We start from the raw sequence: 15,767 nt of genomic DNA, 5'->3' as shown, positions 1-15,767 counted from the left end.
GGCGGCCGCTCCGGGGAGAATCGGCGCATGACGTCGACGTACGAAACCGGCTCCGGGCCCGGGCCCGGACAGGCAACGGTGCTCACCGTGCTGACCACGACCGACACCGCGCGGAAGGCGGAGGACCTGGCGAGCGGTGCGGTGGCCGCCCGGGTCGCCGCGTGCGCGCAGATCGTCGGGCCCGTCACCTCCGTCTACCGGTGGGAGGGCGCCGTCGAGACCGCGAGCGAGTGGCAGATCCTGTTCAAGACGGCCGCCGCGCGGTACGAGGCCCTGGAGACCTGGCTGACCGACGTCCACGACTACGACACCCCCGAGATCATCGCGACGCCGGTCGTGCGGGGGAGCGCGGCCTACCTGGAGTGGGTGGAGCGGGAGACGGCCGGGTGACGAAGGAGGGGGGCCGGCTGCCGTTCTTCGTGTACGGAACGCTGCGGCCGGGGGAGCGGAATCACGACGTCCATCTGTGCGGCAGCATCGAGGCGGAGTGGCCGGCCCGGCTCCCGGGGGCGGTCCTCTATGAGGGGCCCGGTTATCCGTACCTGGTGGAGGGCCCCGAAGCCGGCCCCGTGTACGGCGAGTTGATCACGGCGACCCCTTCCGCGTACGACCGGCTCCTCGCCGACCTCGACGTACTGGAGGAGTACGCGCCGGGCGATCCCCGCAATCTGTACGAGCGCGTGGAGCGCGAGGTGATCCTCCTGGGCGGGGCCCCGGCGCGCGCGTGGGTGTACGTGGCGGCGCCGCGGGTGGCGGCGTGGCTGCGCGCCTCGGGGGCGGTGATCGGGGGAGGGGACTGGGTGTCGTTCCGGGCCGGCCGGTGAGGCGCGGCCGCGCGGCCACCCCCTCGCCCGCCGGCCCGCGCCGCGAACGTGCTTTGCGCAGCTCAAACGCCCGCAACTCGATTTGATGCACTCAATCACCCGTGCGAGCGACCCGCGCGAACCGCATGATCACCAAGGGTTTCCGCTGTGGCACTCTCCGTGTGCACCAGTCGGTGCGCGAGTCGGTGCGTGAGCACCACGTCCTCAGCAGGAGTTGCCCCATGAGCCTTCGCCGTTCGCTGCCGGCCCTCGTCGGCGCCGTAGCCCTCACCCTCGGCCTCCCCGTGGCGGCCGCCGCGTCCGCTCACGCCCCGGCCGCCGTCATGAACCCCTGCGGCTTCTACGAGACGGGCAGCGACGCGTTCTACAACCACTGCACGGGCGACGGCTCGAACGTCGTCATCAAGGTGGAGGTGGCCATGGCCCCCGACTACGAGCGTTGTGTGGGTCCGGGCAAGCTCTGGCTGGGTTCGGCGAGCAAGATCCAGGGCGCGCACTACGTGGGACGCACCTGCTGACCCCCACCCACTGATCCCCACCTACTGACCGCGGGCCGGGTGGTTTCCCCCGGCCCGCGGTCATGCCCGGCCGCCGGCCCGTTCGAGCCGCACCGCGCACACCTTGAACTCCGGCATCCGCGAGACCGGGTCGAGCGCCGGATTCGTCAGGGAGTTGGCCCGGCCCTCGCCCGGCCAGTGGAACGGCATGAAGACCGTGTCGGAGCGGATCGCGGTGGTGATCCGCGCGGGGGCGACGGCCCGTCCCCGCCGCGAGACGACGGTCACCGGCTCGCCCTCCTCGACCTCAAGGCGCGCGGCGAGCCGCGGATGCAGCTCCACGAAGGGCCCGGGAGCGGCGGAGTTGAGCTCGTCGACACGGCGCGTCTGGGCCCCCGACTGATACTGCGCGAGGACCCGCCCGGTGGTCAGGAGCACGGGATACTCCGCGTCCGGCTCCTCGGCGGCGCCGCGATGGGCCACCGGCACGAACCGCGCCCGCCCGTCCTCGGTGGCGAAGCGGTCGAGGAACAGACGCGGGGTGCCGGGATGGTCGACCTCAGTCTCGTCCTCCTGCGCGGGGCAGGGCCAGAACACCCCCTCCCCGTTGCCCTTCTTCAGGCGTGCGTACGAGATCCCCGAGTAGTCCGCCGCACCGCCCGCGCTCGCCCGGCGCAGCTCCTCGAAGACCTCCTCCGGGTCCGTCGGGAAGCCCTTCTCGTGGCCGAGGTGGGCGGCGAGACCGTGCAGCACGTCCAGGTCGCTGCGTACGCCGTCGGGAGCACTCACCGCCTTGCGGCGCAGCAGTACCCGCCCCTCCAGGTTCGTCACCGTGCCCGTCTCCTCGGCCCACTGCGTCACCGGCAGGACGACATCGGCCAGTTGAGCCGTCTCCGACAGCACCACGTCCGCCACCGCCAGGAAGTCGAGCGACCGAAGGCGCTCCTCCACATGCGCGGCGCGCGGCGCCGAGACGACCGGGTTGGAGCCCATGAGGAGCAGGGCCTTGATGTCCCCGCCGAGCGCGTCGAGCAGCTCGTACGCCGACCGGCCGGGACCCGGGAGCGAGTCCGGGTCGACGCCCCACACCCCCGCCACATGGGCCCGCGCCGCCGGGTCCGTCAGCTTGCGGTAGCCGGGCAACTGGTCGGCCTTCTGGCCGTGTTCCCGTCCGCCCTGGCCGTTGCCCTGCCCGGTCAGGCAGCCGTACCCGGCGAGCGGGCGGCCCGCGTTCCCGGTCGCCAGGCAGAGGTTGATCCACGCGCCCACCGTGTCCGTGCCCTTGGACTGCTGCTCGGGGCCGCGGGCCGTGAGCACCATCCCGTTCTCGGCGTCGCAGAACATCCGCACCGCCTCCCGCAGTTGGGGCACGGGGGTGCCGCTGATCCGCTCCACGTACTCCGGCCAGTGCGCCATCGCCGCCGCCCGCGCGTCCTCCCAGCCGCTGGTGCGCTCCTCGATGAACGCCTCGTCCGTCCGGCCCTCGGCCACCACCAGGTGGAGCAGGCCGAGCGCGAGGGCGAGGTCGGTGCCGGGGCGCGGCGCCAGATGCAGGTCGGCCTGCTCGGCGGTGCGGGTCCTGCGCGGGTCGATGACGATCAGCTTTCCGCCGTTCTCCTTCAGCTCCGTCAGATACCGCAGAGCGGGCGGCATCGTCTCGGCGAGGTTCGAGCCGACGAGGATCACGCAGCCGGTGCGCGGGATGTCCTCCAGGGGGAACGGCAGACCGCGGTCGAGCCCGAAGGCCCGCTGCCCCGCCGCTGCCGCCGACGACATGCAGAACCGGCCGTTGTAGTCGATCTGCGACGTGCCGAGCGCCACCCGCGCGAACTTCCCCAGGGCGTACGCCTTCTCGTTGGTCAGACCCCCGCCGCCGAACACTCCGCACGCGTCCGCGCCATGTTCCGTACGCGTGCGGGAAAGCCCGTCGGCGACGCGCGCTACGGCCTCCTCCCAGGTGGCCGGTTCGAGTCGGCCCGTGGCGCGGGATCGGATGAGTGGCTCGGTCAGGCGCACCCGGGAGGAGAGCACAGCGGGCGCCGTGCGGCCCTTGCCGCACAGCGCGCCCCCGTTCACGGGGAACTCGGGACGCTCCACGACCTCCACCCCGCCGGGCCCGGTGGCCAGGCCCATCCCGCATTGCAGCGCGCAGTACGGACAGTGGGTGGGTGTCGCCGTGGTGTGCATACGGTCCAGCCTCCGCCGGACTTGTTACGCGCCCCGACGCGGTCGCGTTACACGCGAGGTAACCCGACCTCAGCAGAGCCCACACCCCACTGTGAGCCGGTCGTGTGCCCCTTCAGGGGCGCGGGGAACGCCGCGAGGACGGACGTGCCCCGTCAGGGGCGCGGGGAACTGCGCGAGGACGGACCACGACCCGCACTCGGCGGACGGGCGGACGGGCGGACGGGCGGGCGGAAGGGCAGACGCAACCCCGCAACCCCGCTCAAGGCCCAGGGGCCAGCCGAGGCGCAGCCAGGGCCCGGCCCACGCCGGGCTCCCGGGGCCCGAGGAACCGCGGATCCGGTCGAAACGCCGAGTCCACCGCCGCCTTGCCCGCCGCGAACAGCTCCCGCGCGCCGCCGTAGTACCAGGTCGCGTCGTGCTTGGCGTCGACCCCGACGCCGTACGACGAGACGCCCGCCGCGCGGCAGAGCGCGACGGCCCTGCGTATGTGGAAGCCCTGGCTGATCAGCACCGCCCGGTCCACGCCGAACACCTTCTTGGCGCGCACGCAGGAGTCCCAGGTGTCGAAGCCCGCGTAATCACTGACGATCCGCCGCCCCGGCACCCCGCGCTCGGTCAGATACGCGCGCATGGCGTCCGGCTCGTCGTACTCCTCGCGGCTGTTGTCCCCGGTGACGAGGACGACCTCTATCCGCCCCGCCTCGTACAGCTCCACCGCCGCGTCGAGGCGGTGCGCGAGATACGGCGAGGGTTCGCCCTTCCACAGCCCGGCGCCGAAGACCACCGCGACCTGCGTGCGCGGCACGTCGGCGGTCGTGCGCAACCGCCCCTCCGCCGTCACGAACAGCCAGGTCGCGGGCAGCAGCGCCACCACGCAGAGGGCCATGAGGGTCTGCACGGCCCGCCGCTGCCCCTGCCGCGTCCGCGGCAGCCGCACCCGCGGCAGTCGCATCCACGCCATCCGCGTCCACCCCGGACGCCTCACCCACCCAGGACGCTTCATCCCGTTCCCCGTTCCCCCGTGCCCCTGGCCGGATCCCCCGATCCGATCACTGCCCACAACGGTAGGCGACCGCACTGACAACGCGACGGCACCGTCGGTGAGCCAGGCCGAAAGGACCCGTCACCGGCGCGCAACGCGACCGAAACGCCGCACGGTCATCCTCGGTCCATGACGCCGTCGAACCCTCTTCGCGATGAGTCCGGCAGCACCCCTCTCGAAAGTACGGCGCACCTCATGAACCGGATCACCACCCAGCTCGGCAGCCAGCTCGCCCTCGTCTCGCTCGACGGCAGGCGCCGCCCCGCCCCGCGCCGCCCCCGACAAGGGCCCGACCTCGTCGTGGTCGCCCACGGCAGCCGTGACCCCCGCGCCCTCGCCACCGTCACGGCGCTCCTGGCACGGGTCCGCGAGCTGCGGCCCGGCCTCACCGTGCGCCTCGGCCACATCGAGCTGAACGAACCGCTGCTCGGCGACACCCTCGCCGAGGCCACCGGCTCCGCCGTCCTGGTGCCGCTGCTGCTCAGCCGCGGCTACCACGTCAAGCACGACATCCCCGAGGCCGCGGCCCTGGCCACGCACCTCGACACGCGCCTCGCCGCCCCGCTCGGCCCGCACCCCCTGCTGGTCGACGCGCTGCACGACCGGCTCGTCGAGGCCGGCTGGCCGGCCGAGCCCGGCCGGGCTCGGCGGCGCACCGGCGGCGTGGTCCTCGCCGCGGCCGGCTCCCGCGACCCCGACTCCGCCACGGACACCCGGCGCACGGCGGACCTCCTCGCCCAGCGGCTCGGCGTACCGGTGATTCCCGCGTACGCCACGCCGACCGCGGCCGCCCCGCTCAGCGTGCCCGCCGCGGTGCGTGCCCTCGCCGCCCGTGGCCGCCACCGCACCGCCGTGGCCTCGTACTTCACGGCACCCGGCCGCTTCGCCACGCAGTGCGCCGACGCCGCACCCTGGATCGCGTCGGCCCCGCTCGGCGACCACCCGGCGATGGCCCGCCTCCTCCTGCACCGCTACGACACGGCCCGTGCGACCACGCCCGCCACCCTCGCCACGCACCTGCCGCCCCGTCAGCTGACCTCCGCCTGACCCGCGTCCGACGGTCGCCTGTCGGCCACCGAGGTGCCCTGAAGCCCCCTTTGTCACTCCTTGCGTTTACTGTCGGTGCATGGAAGGCACTGCACCGAACGCGTACGACGACGAGGCGGCCGAGGCGGCCTATGACAAGGCCGCCGTCGAGCGATGGGCCGCCGAGCCCGACAAGAGGCCGGGGCGCACTGCCTTCCAGCGGGACCGCGCGCGTGTCCTGCACTCATCGGCGCTGCGCCGCCTCGCCGGGAAGACCCAGGTGGTCACCCCCGGCACGCGCAGCAACGAGGCGTGGGACGCCAGCGCCCGTACCCGCCTGACGCACTCCCTGGAGTGCGCCCAGGTCGGCCGCGAGCTCGGCGCCGCCCTCGGCTGCGACCCGGACCTGGTGGAGACCGCCTGCCTCTCGCACGACATGGGCCACCCGCCCTTCGGCCACAACGGCGAGCAGGCGCTGAACGAAGTCGCCGAGAGCTGCGGCGGTTTCGAGGGCAACGCCCAGTCGCTGCGCCTCCTCACCCGCATCGAGCCGAAGCGCTTCGTAAGAAGCGAGGAGACGGACGAACTGGTCGGCGTGGGGCTCAACCTGACCCGGGCGGCGCTGGACGCCGCCACCAAGTACCCCTGGCCGCGCGGCGCCCACCCCACCGACCCGGACTCGCCCAAGTTCGGGGTCTACGAGGACGACCGGCCGGTCTTCGACTGGGTCCGCAAGGAGGCCCCCGGCCGCCGCACCTGCTTCGAGGCCCAGGTCATGGACTGGTCGGACGACGTGGCGTACTCGGTGCACGACATCGAGGACGGCCTGCACGCCGGGCACCTCGACCCGAACCTCCTGCACGCCGAGCCCGAGCGCCAGGACATCTTCGCCGTCGCCATCGGACGCTACGTACCGGCGGACACCGACCCCGAAGAGCTCTCCGAGGCCCTCGACCGCCTCCTGGGCCAGGAATGGTGGCCGCACGGGTACGACGGTTCGGCGATCGCCCAGGGCCGCCTGAAGGACGCCACCAGCCAGCTCATCGGCCACTTCTGCCTCGCCGCCGAGACCGCCACCCGCCTGCGGTACGGCAAGGGCCCCCTCACGCGGTACGCGGCCGAACTGGTCGTCCCGCGCGAGGCCCGTCACGAGTGCGCGGTCCTCAAGGCCGTCGCCGACCGGTACGTGATGCAGCGCCCCGCCCAGGAGCGGCTGCGCGCGGACCAGCGGATCGTCGTCGCCGAACTGGCCGAGGCGCTCACGGCCCGCGCCCCAGAAGGACTCGACCCGCAGTTCCGCGCGCTGTACGACACGGCGCCCGACGACCGCGCGGCCCTGCGCGTGGTCGTCGACCAGATCGCGTCCTTCACGGACGCCGCCGCGCGTTCCCTGCACGCACGGCTCACGGCGAGACAGCCCTGACGCGGCCCCCTGACGCAGGAGGGCCCTGCCATACAGGGCCCTGACATATGCGGAATGAGCCGATCGACCACGGGGCGTGACGAAAACTGGCCGGATCGGTTCGCAACCCCTTCCCGCATCACGCTCCGTGCGGGACGCTCCCCTGACGGCAAGGCTTTGAGGAGGCATCAAGTGGTCGACGCGGATCAGACGTTCGTCATTGTCGGAGGAGGTCTCGCGGGCGCGAAAGCGGCCGAGACGCTCCGGTCGGAGGGCTTCACCGGCCGGGTGATCCTCATCGGCGACGAACGCGACCACCCGTACGAGCGCCCGCCCTTGTCGAAGGGATATCTCCTGGGCAAGGAGGAGCGCGACAGCGTCTTCGTCCACGAACCCTCCTGGTACGCGCAGTCGGACGTGGAGCTGCATCTCGGCCAGACCGTCGTCTCCATCGACCGCGAGACCAAGGCCGTCCGCCTCGGCGACCGCGACGTCATCCACTACGACAAGCTCCTCCTTGCCACGGGAGCGGAGCCGCGCCGCCTGGACGTCCCCGGCACCGGCCTGGTCGGCGTGCACCACCTGCGCCGCCTCGCGCACGCCGACCGGCTGCGTCAGGTCCTGTCCGGTCTCGGCCGGGACAACGGCCACCTGGTGATCGCCGGAGCCGGCTGGATCGGCCTGGAGGTCGCCGCCGCCGCGCGGACGTACGGCGCGGAGGTCACGGTCGTCGAGCCGCAGGCCACCCCGCTGCACGCGGTCCTGGGCCCCGAGATCGGCCAGATGTTCACCGACCTGCACGCCGAGCACGGGGTGCGCTTCCACTTCGGCGCCACGCTCACCGAGATCGCGGGGGAGGACGGCCTGGTCCTTGCCGCCCGCACGGACGACGGCGAGGAGCACCCGGCGCACGACGTGCTCGCCGCGATCGGCGCGGCCCCGCGCACCGGACTCGCCGAGGCGGCGGGCCTTGAGATCGCCGACCGCGCGCACGGCGGCGGTGTCGTGGTCGACGCCTCGCTACGGACCTCGGACCCGGACATCTTCGCGGCGGGCGACGTGGCCGCCGTGCAGCACCCGCTCTTCGACACCAGGCTGCGCGTGGAGCACTGGGCGAACGCCCTGAACGGCGGCCCGGCCGCGGCCCGCGCGATGCTCGGCCAGGAGGTGTCGTACGACCGCGTGCCCTACTTCTTCTCGGACCAGTACGACGTGGGCCTGGAGTACTCGGGGTGGGCGCCGCCGGGTTCGTACGACCAGGTCGTGGTCCGGGGCGACGCGGGGAAGCGCGAGTTCGTCGCCTTCTGGCTGAGCGAGGGCCGGGTCCTCGCCGGGATGAACGTGAATGTGTGGGACGTCACGGACCCCATCCAGCGGCTGATCCGCGCGGGCGCCCGGCCGCCCGCCGAGTCCCTCTCCGACCCGTCCGTCCCCCTGGAGTCGCTGCTCGGGTGACGGGCCGGACGGGAGTGTCACAGCAGGGCCGTAGTATTCCTACGTGGCAGGCAGGATCAATGACGAGGACGTGAAGGCGGTTCGGGACGCGGTCCCGATCGACGCCGTGGTCTCCGACTACCTCCAGCTACGGAACGCGGGCGGCGGCAACCTCAAGGGCCTGTGCCCCTTCCACGACGAGAAGTCACCGTCCTTCCAGGTCAGCCCCAGCAAGGGTCTCTTCCACTGCTTCGGCTGCCAGGAAGGCGGCGACACGATCGCCTTCGTGATGAAGATCGACCACCTCACCTTCTCGGAGACGGTCGAGCGCCTCGCCGCCCAGGCGGGCATCACCCTGCGGTACGAGGAGGGTGGGTACAACCCCACGAGCCAGCGCGGCGAGCGCATCCGTCTCGTCGAGGCCCACAAGATCGCCGCTCAGTTCTACGTGGACCAGCTGGAGAGCCCCGAGGCCGAGATCGGCCGGAAATTCCTGGCCGAACGCGGCTTCGACCAGGCCGCCGCCGCGCATTTCGGCGTCGGTTACAGCCCCGCGGGCTGGGACCACCTCACCCGGTTCCTGCGCGGCAAGGGCTTCACCGACAAGGAGCTGACCCTCTCCGGCATCTCCCAGGAGGGCCGCCGCGGCCCCATCGACCGCTTCCGCGGCCGCCTGATGTGGCCGATCCGCGACATCAGCGGCGAGGTCGTCGGCTTCGGCGCGCGCAAGCTGCGCGACGACGACAACGGCCCCAAGTACCTCAACACCCCCGAGACACCGATCTACAAGAAGGGCCAGGTGCTCTACGGGGTGGACCTGGCCAAGAAGGAGATCGCCAAGACCTCCCGCGCGGTCGTCGTCGAGGGATACACCGACGTCATGGCCTGCCACCTCGCCGGTGTCACCACGGCCATCGCGACCTGCGGCACCGCTTTCGGCGGCGACCACATCAAGATCCTGCGCCGCCTCCTGATGGACAACGGCTCCGCGCGGGTGATCTTCACCTTCGACGGTGACGCGGCAGGCCAGAAGGCCGCCCTGCGCGCCTTCGAGGACGACCAGAAGTTCGCCGCCGAGACGTACATCGCCATCGCGCCCGACGGCATGGACCCCTGCGAGCTGCGCCTCGCCAAGGGGGACTCGGCGGTCGCCGACCTCGTCGAACCCCGTACGCCGCTCTTCGAGTTCGCGCTGCGCCAGATCGTCGCGCGCTACGACCTGGAGACCCCCGCGGGCCGCGCCGCCGCCCTGGACGAGGCGGCGCCGGTCGTGGCCCGCATCAAGAACAGCGGCGCGCAGCACGAGGTGGCCGTCCAGCTCGCCGGGATGCTCGGCATCCTGGACACCCAGTTCGTGGTCAAGCGCGTGGCGCAGCTCGCGCGTTGGGCCCGCGACCGGGGCGGCAGGGGCCCGGCGCCGCAGCAGCAGCGCACCCACCAGGGCCAGCAGTACGGGCCCTCGGCGCCGTCCGTGCCCTCAGGGCCCTCCGGCCCCGCGCTCACCCTGCGCAGCCCCGCCCACCGCACCGAGCGCGAGCTGCTCAAGCTGGCCCTGCAGCGCCCCGAGCTGGTCTCCCCGGCCTTCGACGCGTACGGCGTGGACGAGTTCACCGCGCCGCCGTACGCGGCGGTGCGCCAGTGCGTCGAGGAGGCCGGCGGCGCCGAGGCGGGCATCCCGGAGCCGCAGACCTACCTCGCCCGCGTCCTGGACGCCGCGCCGGACGACACGGTCCGCGCCATGGTCACCGAGCTGGCCGTCGAGGCGATCCTGCGCAAGCAGGTGGACGAGATCTACGCGGGCACGCAGCTCGTCCAGGTCCGGCTGCGTGCCGTCGACCGCCGCATCCGCGACGTCCAGGGCAGCCTGACCCGCCTGAGCGCGCAGGGCGACCCCACCCAACTGGCCGCGGTCCAGAACGAGTTGTGGATCCTCCAGCAGTACGCCCAGGCACTCCGCGAGCGCGGCGCCGACGCGCTCTGAGTTCCGCTCGGGGAAGCGGCTGACACCCCGCCCGGCGGGAGCCGAGCTGTGCATTGCCCGGCTGGGTCACGTGCTCGGGCTCACCATGCACCCTCGCTCCCGGCCGGGCCCGAGTCCCATCGGGGACGGCGCCTGAGGTTCGATCGGCGCCCGATTGGTTACCCGTCGGGTAACCGAGCGGTCACGCACCGGACTCAAAAAGTCACCGCACGCCCCTCGTGGCGGCCGTGTGTCGTACCCCACACTGGGTTGCGGTGCCTGAGTCCTCGGAGCGCGGCCGGCCCGCAGACAGCGCATGCGGATCCGGTACACCCGCGATTCCACACATCGTGTTCGGGACGGACAGCGGCGAGGCCGTCGAAGCCGATCCCGCTGTACCGCTGCCGCACGCCTCAGCAGCGATCATCATGGAGGTCGCCCCCGTGCAGACCCAGACCCTCAGCCAGAGCGAGACCGCCGTCGCCGCGGAAGCGGAGGTGGTGGCGGATACGGACGTCATCGCGGCCGTACCACCGCAGAGCCGCGCCGCGCGGCACCCGGAGGCGGGTCCCGAAAGTCCCGGGGCGGAGGCGGCCCCCGAGCCCCCGGACGCCCCGGAGGCGCTCGAACCGGACAGCGGCGAGCTGCCGCCGCCCGCTCCCCGCACCCGCGCCGACTCAGGCGGCCCGTCGTCCGACCTGTTCCGGCAGTATCTGCGCGAGATAGGCCGGATCCCCCTGCTCACGGCGGCGGAGGAAGTGGAACTCGCGCGCGGCGTCGAGGCCGGCCTGTTCGCCGAGGAGAAGCTGCGCCTCGCCACCGACCTTGACTCCCAACTGGCCCTCGACCTGGACAAGTTGGTGGTCGTCGGCCGGATGGCCAAGCGCCGCTTGATCGAGGCCAACCTCCGCCTGGTCGTCTCCGTCGCCAAGCGGTACGTCGGGCGCGGACTGACCATGCTCGATCTCGTCCAGGAGGGAAACCTGGGCCTGATCAGGGCGGTCGAGAAGTTCGACTACGCCCGCGGCTACAAGTTCTCCACGTACGCGACCTGGTGGATCCGTCAGGCGATGTCGCGGGCCCTCGCCGACCAGGCCCGCACCATCCGCGTCCCCGTGCACGTCGTGGAGCTCATCAACCGCGTCGTCCGCGTCCAGCGCCGCATGCTCCAGGAGCGGGGTTACGAACCGACCCCCGAAGAGGTCGCCGCGCACCTCGACCTGCCGCCCGAGCGGGTCAGCGAGGTCCTGCGCCTGGCCCAGGAACCGGTGTCGCTGCACGCGCCCGTGGGCGAGGAGGACGACGTCGCGCTCGGCGACCTCATCGAGGACGGCGACGCGACGAGCCCCGTCGAGTCGGCGGCCTTCCTCCTGCTGCGCGAGCACCTGGAGGCGGTCCTCTCCACGCTCGGCGAGCGCGAACGCAAGGTGGTCCAGCTGCGCTACGGCCTCGCGGACGGCAGGCCCCGCACCCTGGAGGAGATCGGCCGGATCTTCGGCGTGACGCGCGAACGCATCCGCCAGATCGAGTCCAAGACCCTCAACAAACTGCGGGACCACGCCTTCGCGGACCAACTGAGGGGCTACTTGGACTAGCCCCGTAAGGGGCGCGGGGAACTGCGCGACCAACCACACGAGACCAGCACGCGCAGAAGTCCCCGAACCCCAGCGGCGCTAGTCGACCTCAGCCACAGCCTCCGCGAACTGAGCCCTGTACAACCGCTCATACGCCCCGCCGACGGCCAGCAGCGCGTCATGCGTGCCCTGTTCGACGATCGACCCGTTCTCCATCACCAGGATGGTGTCCGCGTCGCGGATCGTGGAGAGCCGGTGCGCGATGACGAACGACGTCCGGCCGTGCGCGAGCCGCGCCATCGCCTTCTGGATGAGCACCTCGGTCCGGGTGTCGACCGAGCTGGTCGCCTCGTCGAGGACGAGTATCACCGGGTCGGACAGGAACGCGCGCGCGATCGTGATGAGCTGCTTCTCACCCGCGCTCACGCCCGTGCCCTCGTCGTCGATCACCGTGTCGTACCCGTCGGGCAGCGTGCGGCAGAAGCGGTCGGCGTGGGCCGCCCGCGCCGCCTCCTCGATCTCCTCACGCGTGACGTCCTTGGCCGCTCCGTACGCGATGTTCTCCGCGATGGTGCCGCCGAACAGCCAGGTGTCCTGGAGCACCATGCCGATGCCGGACCGCAGTTCGTCGCGCGACATCCTCGCGATGTCGACGCCGTCGAGCGTGATGCGCCCGCCGGTGACCTCGTAGAACCGCATCAGGAGATTGACCAGCGTGGTCTTGCCCGCGCCGGTCGGACCGACGATCGCCACCGTGTGGCCCGGCTCCACCTTCAGGGACAGGTCCTCGATGAGCGGCCTGTCCTTCTCGTAGCGGAAGGACACCCGCTCCATCTCGACCCGGCCGCGCAGTTGTTCGGGCCGCGCCCCCGGCACCGGGTCGGCCTCCTGCTCGTCCGCGTCGAGCAGCTCGAAGACCCGCTCGGCGGAGGCGACACCGGACTGCACCAGGTTCGCCATCGAGGCGACCTGAGTGAGCGGCATCGAGAACTGCCGTGAGTACTGGATGAACGCCTGCACGTCGCCGATGGACAGCGCGCCGGACGCGACCCTGAGGCCGCCCACCACGGCCACGAGCACGTAGTTGAGGTTCGACATGAAGAACATCAGCGGCTGCATGGCCCCGCTGTTGAACTGCGCCTTGAACCCGGCCTCGTAGAGCGCGTCGTTCTGCTCGGCGAACGCCTTCGCAGACTCCTCCTGGCGCCCGAAGACCTTCACCAGGTTGTGCCCGGTGTACATCTCCTCGATGTGCGCGTTGAGCTTGCCGGTGGACTTCCACTGCTGCACGAACTGCGGCTGCGACCGCTTGCCGACCTTCGTCGCCACGAAGAACGACAGCGGCACGGTGACAAGCGCCACCAGGGCGAGCAGCGGCGAGACGTAGAACATCATGATCAGTACGCCGACGATGGTGAGCAGGGAGTTCACCAGCTGGCCCATGGTCTGCTGGAGCGTCTGGCCGATGTTGTCGAGGTCGTTCGTCGCCCGGCTGAGCACCTCACCGCGCTGCCGCTTGTCGAAGTACGACAGCGGAAGCCGAGACAGCTTCTCCTGCACGTCGCCGCGCATCTTGAAGACGGTCCTGTTGATGGCGCGGTTCGAGAGCCGCGTCGAGATCATCATCAGCAGACCGGCGATCAGGAACGTCACGAGGGCGAGGAGCAGCACCTCGCCCACGGCGTCGAAGTCGATGCCCTGGCCCGGCGTGAAGTCGACCCCGGAGAGCATGTCGGCCATGCCGCCGTCGCCCTTGTCGCGCAGGCCCTCGATGGCCTGTTCCTTGGTGACTCCGTCCGGCATGTCACGGCCGACGATGCCCGCGAAGAGCAGGTCGGTCGCCTTGCCGAGGATCTTCGGGCCGAGCACGGTGAGCGCCACGCTGAGCACCCCGGCGGCGACCATCCCGTACATCGTGGTGCGCTCTGGCCTGAACTGGGCCAGGAGCCGCTTGCCCGACCCCTTGAAGTCCATCGACCGGGAGTCCGGCCCCATCATCTGTCCGCCCGGACCGGCCATCACGCGGCCTCCGCTTCCGTCAGCTGGGAGAGCACGATCTCCCGGTAGGTCTCATTGCTCTCCATCAGCTCCTGATGGCGTCCCGTCCCCACGACCCGGCCCTCGTCCAGGACGATGATGCGGTCGGCGTCCCTGATCGTCGCCACGCGCTGGGCGACGATCACGACGGTCGCCTCGGCGGTCTCGCGGCCGAGCGCGGCCCGCAAGGCGGCGTCGGTCGCGTAGTCCAGGGCCGAGAAGGAGTCGTCGAAGAGATAGATCTCGGGGCGCTGCACGAGCGTCCGCGCGATCGCGAGGCGCTGGCGCTGACCACCGGAGACGTTCGTGCCGCCCTGGGAGATGGGCGCATTCAGGCCTTCCTCCAGGCTTTCGACGAAGCCCTTGGCCTGGGCCACTTCGAGCGCGTGCCAGAGCTCCTCGTCTGTCGCGTCCGGGTTGCCGTAGCGGAGGTTGGTGGCGACCGTGCCGGCGAAGAGGTACGGCTTCTGCGGCACCAGGCCCACGGTCCGCGCGAGCAGCGCGGGCTCGATGGTGTGCACGGGCACGTCGTCCACCAGGACCTCGCCCTCGGTGGCGTCGATGAGCCGCGGCACGAGGCTGAGCAGCGTCGACTTGCCGCTGCCGGTCGACCCGATCACGGCGGTCGTCTCACCGGGCCGAGCGACCAGGCCGACGGCCTTCAGTACGGGCTCCTCGGCGCCGGGATAACGGAAGCCCGCGTCACGGATCTCCAGGTGGCCGTGGCGCCGCAACTCCCGTACGGGGGAGGCCGGGGGCACCACGCTGCTCTCGGTGTCCAGGACCTCCTCGATGCGCTCGGCGCAGACCTCGGCGCGCGGCACCATCATGAACATGAAGGTGGCCATCATCACGGACATCACGATCTGCATCAGATACGCGAGGAACGCGGTGAGCGCACCGATCTGCATGCCGCCGCTGTCGATGCGGTGCGCGCCGAACCACACCACGGCGATCGACGAGATGTTCACGACGGTCATGACGATCGGGAACATCAGCGCGAGCAGCTTGCCGGTGCCGAGCGACACGTCGGTCAGCTCGGCGTTGGCCTTCCGGAAGCGGTCCTTCTCGTACTCGTCGCGGACGAAGGCGCGGATGACGCGGTTGCCGGTGATCTGCTCGCGCAGCACGCGGTTCACGGTGTCCAGGCGCACCTGCATCGTGCGGAAGAGCGGGCGAAGACGCTTCACGATCAGGCTGACGCAGATCGCGAGGACGGGCACGACGGCGACCAGGACACCCGAGAGCGGTACGTCGAGGCCGAGCGCCATGATGATGCCGCCGACGCACATGATCGGCGCGGACACCATCAGCGTGAACGACATCAGGACCAGCATCTGCACCTGCTGGACGTCGTTCGTGGTCCGGGTGATCAGCGACGGCGCACCGAACTGCCCCAACTCCCGTGCGGAGAACGACTGCACGCGGTCGAAGACGGCGGCCCGCACGTCGCGGCCGAGCGCGGACGCGGTGCGGGCGCCGTAGTAGACGGCGCCGACATTGCAGACCACCTGGGCGACGGTGACGGCGATCATGATGCCGCCGAACGACAGGATGTAGCCCGTGTCGCCCTTCACGACACCCTCATCGATGATGTCGGCGTTGAGCGTGGGCAGATAGAGCGAGGCACACGTCTGCAGGAACTGCAGCAGCACAAGCAGGGCGATGGGCTTCTTGTACGGGCCCAGGTGGGCCCGCAGGAGTCGTATGAGCATGGTCTCTTCGAGAGGCGTGGGCGGAGAGTCTGTCTGGCGTGGGCGCCCCCCAATACTCCGATACCGCAC

Annotated in this window: 12 protein-coding genes; 8 read left to right on the top strand and 4 right to left on the bottom strand. The window is 71.5% G+C overall.

The features are described from left to right. The first annotated feature begins 27 nt into the window (after positions 1–27). The 3 genes from cutA (at position 28) to ACZ5U5_RS08495 (ending at position 1,342) form a co-directional block, all read left to right on the top strand. Positions 28–390 (top strand): divalent-cation tolerance protein CutA, encoded by a 363-nt coding sequence (gene cutA / locus ACZ5U5_RS08505; protein ID WP_469018082.1) that lies wholly within the window; start codon positions 28–30, stop codon positions 388–390. Next, positions 387–824, top strand: coding sequence for a gamma-glutamylcyclotransferase family protein (locus tag ACZ5U5_RS08500; protein WP_469018079.1), 438 nt, complete (start codon positions 387–389; stop codon positions 822–824). Before cutA ends, ACZ5U5_RS08500 begins: the two co-directional genes overlap by 4 nt. Positions 825–1,045: 221 nt before the next feature. Beyond that, positions 1,046–1,342: a DUF6355 family natural product biosynthesis protein gene (locus ACZ5U5_RS08495; RefSeq protein WP_453684020.1), complete on the top strand. Its 297-nt coding sequence runs from the start codon at positions 1,046–1,048 to the stop codon at positions 1,340–1,342. Positions 1,343–1,402: 60 nt separating this feature from the next. Here the strand turns inward: ACZ5U5_RS08495 and ACZ5U5_RS08490 are convergent, their stop codons facing one another. Then, positions 1,403–3,508, bottom strand: a complete 2,106-nt coding sequence (locus tag ACZ5U5_RS08490) for a molybdopterin oxidoreductase family protein (RefSeq protein ID WP_469018075.1) — start codon at positions 3,506–3,508, stop codon at positions 1,403–1,405. Positions 3,509–3,767: 259 nt separating this feature from the next. After that, positions 3,768–4,460: a SanA/YdcF family protein gene (locus ACZ5U5_RS08485; protein WP_469019374.1), complete on the bottom strand. Its 693-nt coding sequence runs from the start codon at positions 4,458–4,460 to the stop codon at positions 3,768–3,770. Between the two features lie 219 nt (positions 4,461–4,679). Between ACZ5U5_RS08485 and ACZ5U5_RS08480 the strand changes: the two genes are divergently transcribed. The 5 genes from ACZ5U5_RS08480 to ACZ5U5_RS08460 all read left to right on the top strand — a co-directional run bounded on the left by ACZ5U5_RS08480 (position 4,680) and on the right by ACZ5U5_RS08460 (position 11,967). Next, on the top strand, positions 4,680–5,597 hold the full coding sequence (locus tag ACZ5U5_RS08480) for a sirohydrochlorin chelatase (protein WP_469018073.1): 918 nt from the start codon (positions 4,680–4,682) through the stop codon (positions 5,595–5,597). Between the two features lie 79 nt (positions 5,598–5,676). Then, complete coding sequence (locus ACZ5U5_RS08475) at positions 5,677–6,999, top strand: deoxyguanosinetriphosphate triphosphohydrolase (protein WP_469018070.1); 1,323 nt, start codon at positions 5,677–5,679, stop codon at positions 6,997–6,999. Positions 7,000–7,170: 171 nt separating this feature from the next. Continuing rightward, entirely contained in the window at positions 7,171–8,433 is a 1,263-nt protein-coding gene (locus ACZ5U5_RS08470; protein ID WP_469018067.1) for an NAD(P)/FAD-dependent oxidoreductase, read from the top strand. 43 nt (positions 8,434–8,476) lie between these two features. Continuing rightward, positions 8,477–10,393: a DNA primase gene (dnaG, locus tag ACZ5U5_RS08465; RefSeq protein WP_469018064.1), complete on the top strand. Its 1,917-nt coding sequence runs from the start codon at positions 8,477–8,479 to the stop codon at positions 10,391–10,393. Positions 10,394–10,647: 254 nt separating this feature from the next. Beyond that, the gene (locus tag ACZ5U5_RS08460) at positions 10,648–11,967 is read left to right on the top strand and encodes an RNA polymerase sigma factor (RefSeq protein ID WP_469018061.1); all 1,320 of its coding nucleotides are present in this window, start codon (positions 10,648–10,650) and stop codon (positions 11,965–11,967) included. 78 nt (positions 11,968–12,045) lie between these two features. Here ACZ5U5_RS08460 and ACZ5U5_RS08455 read toward each other — a convergent pair whose 3' ends face one another. Both ACZ5U5_RS08455 and ACZ5U5_RS08450 read right to left on the bottom strand, forming a co-directional pair. Beyond that, positions 12,046–13,965 (bottom strand): ABC transporter ATP-binding protein, encoded by a 1,920-nt coding sequence (locus ACZ5U5_RS08455; RefSeq protein WP_469018059.1) that lies wholly within the window; start codon positions 13,963–13,965, stop codon positions 12,046–12,048. Beyond that, positions 13,965–15,698, bottom strand: a complete 1,734-nt coding sequence (locus ACZ5U5_RS08450; protein WP_469018056.1) for an ABC transporter ATP-binding protein — start codon at positions 15,696–15,698, stop codon at positions 13,965–13,967. Before ACZ5U5_RS08450 ends, ACZ5U5_RS08455 begins: the two co-directional genes overlap by 1 nt. Positions 15,699–15,767: the final 69 nt, after the last annotated feature.

It is taken from the genome of Streptomyces sp. NPDC033177, assembly GCF_055577715.1.
This window is presented reverse-complemented; position numbering and strand designations above follow the sequence as displayed.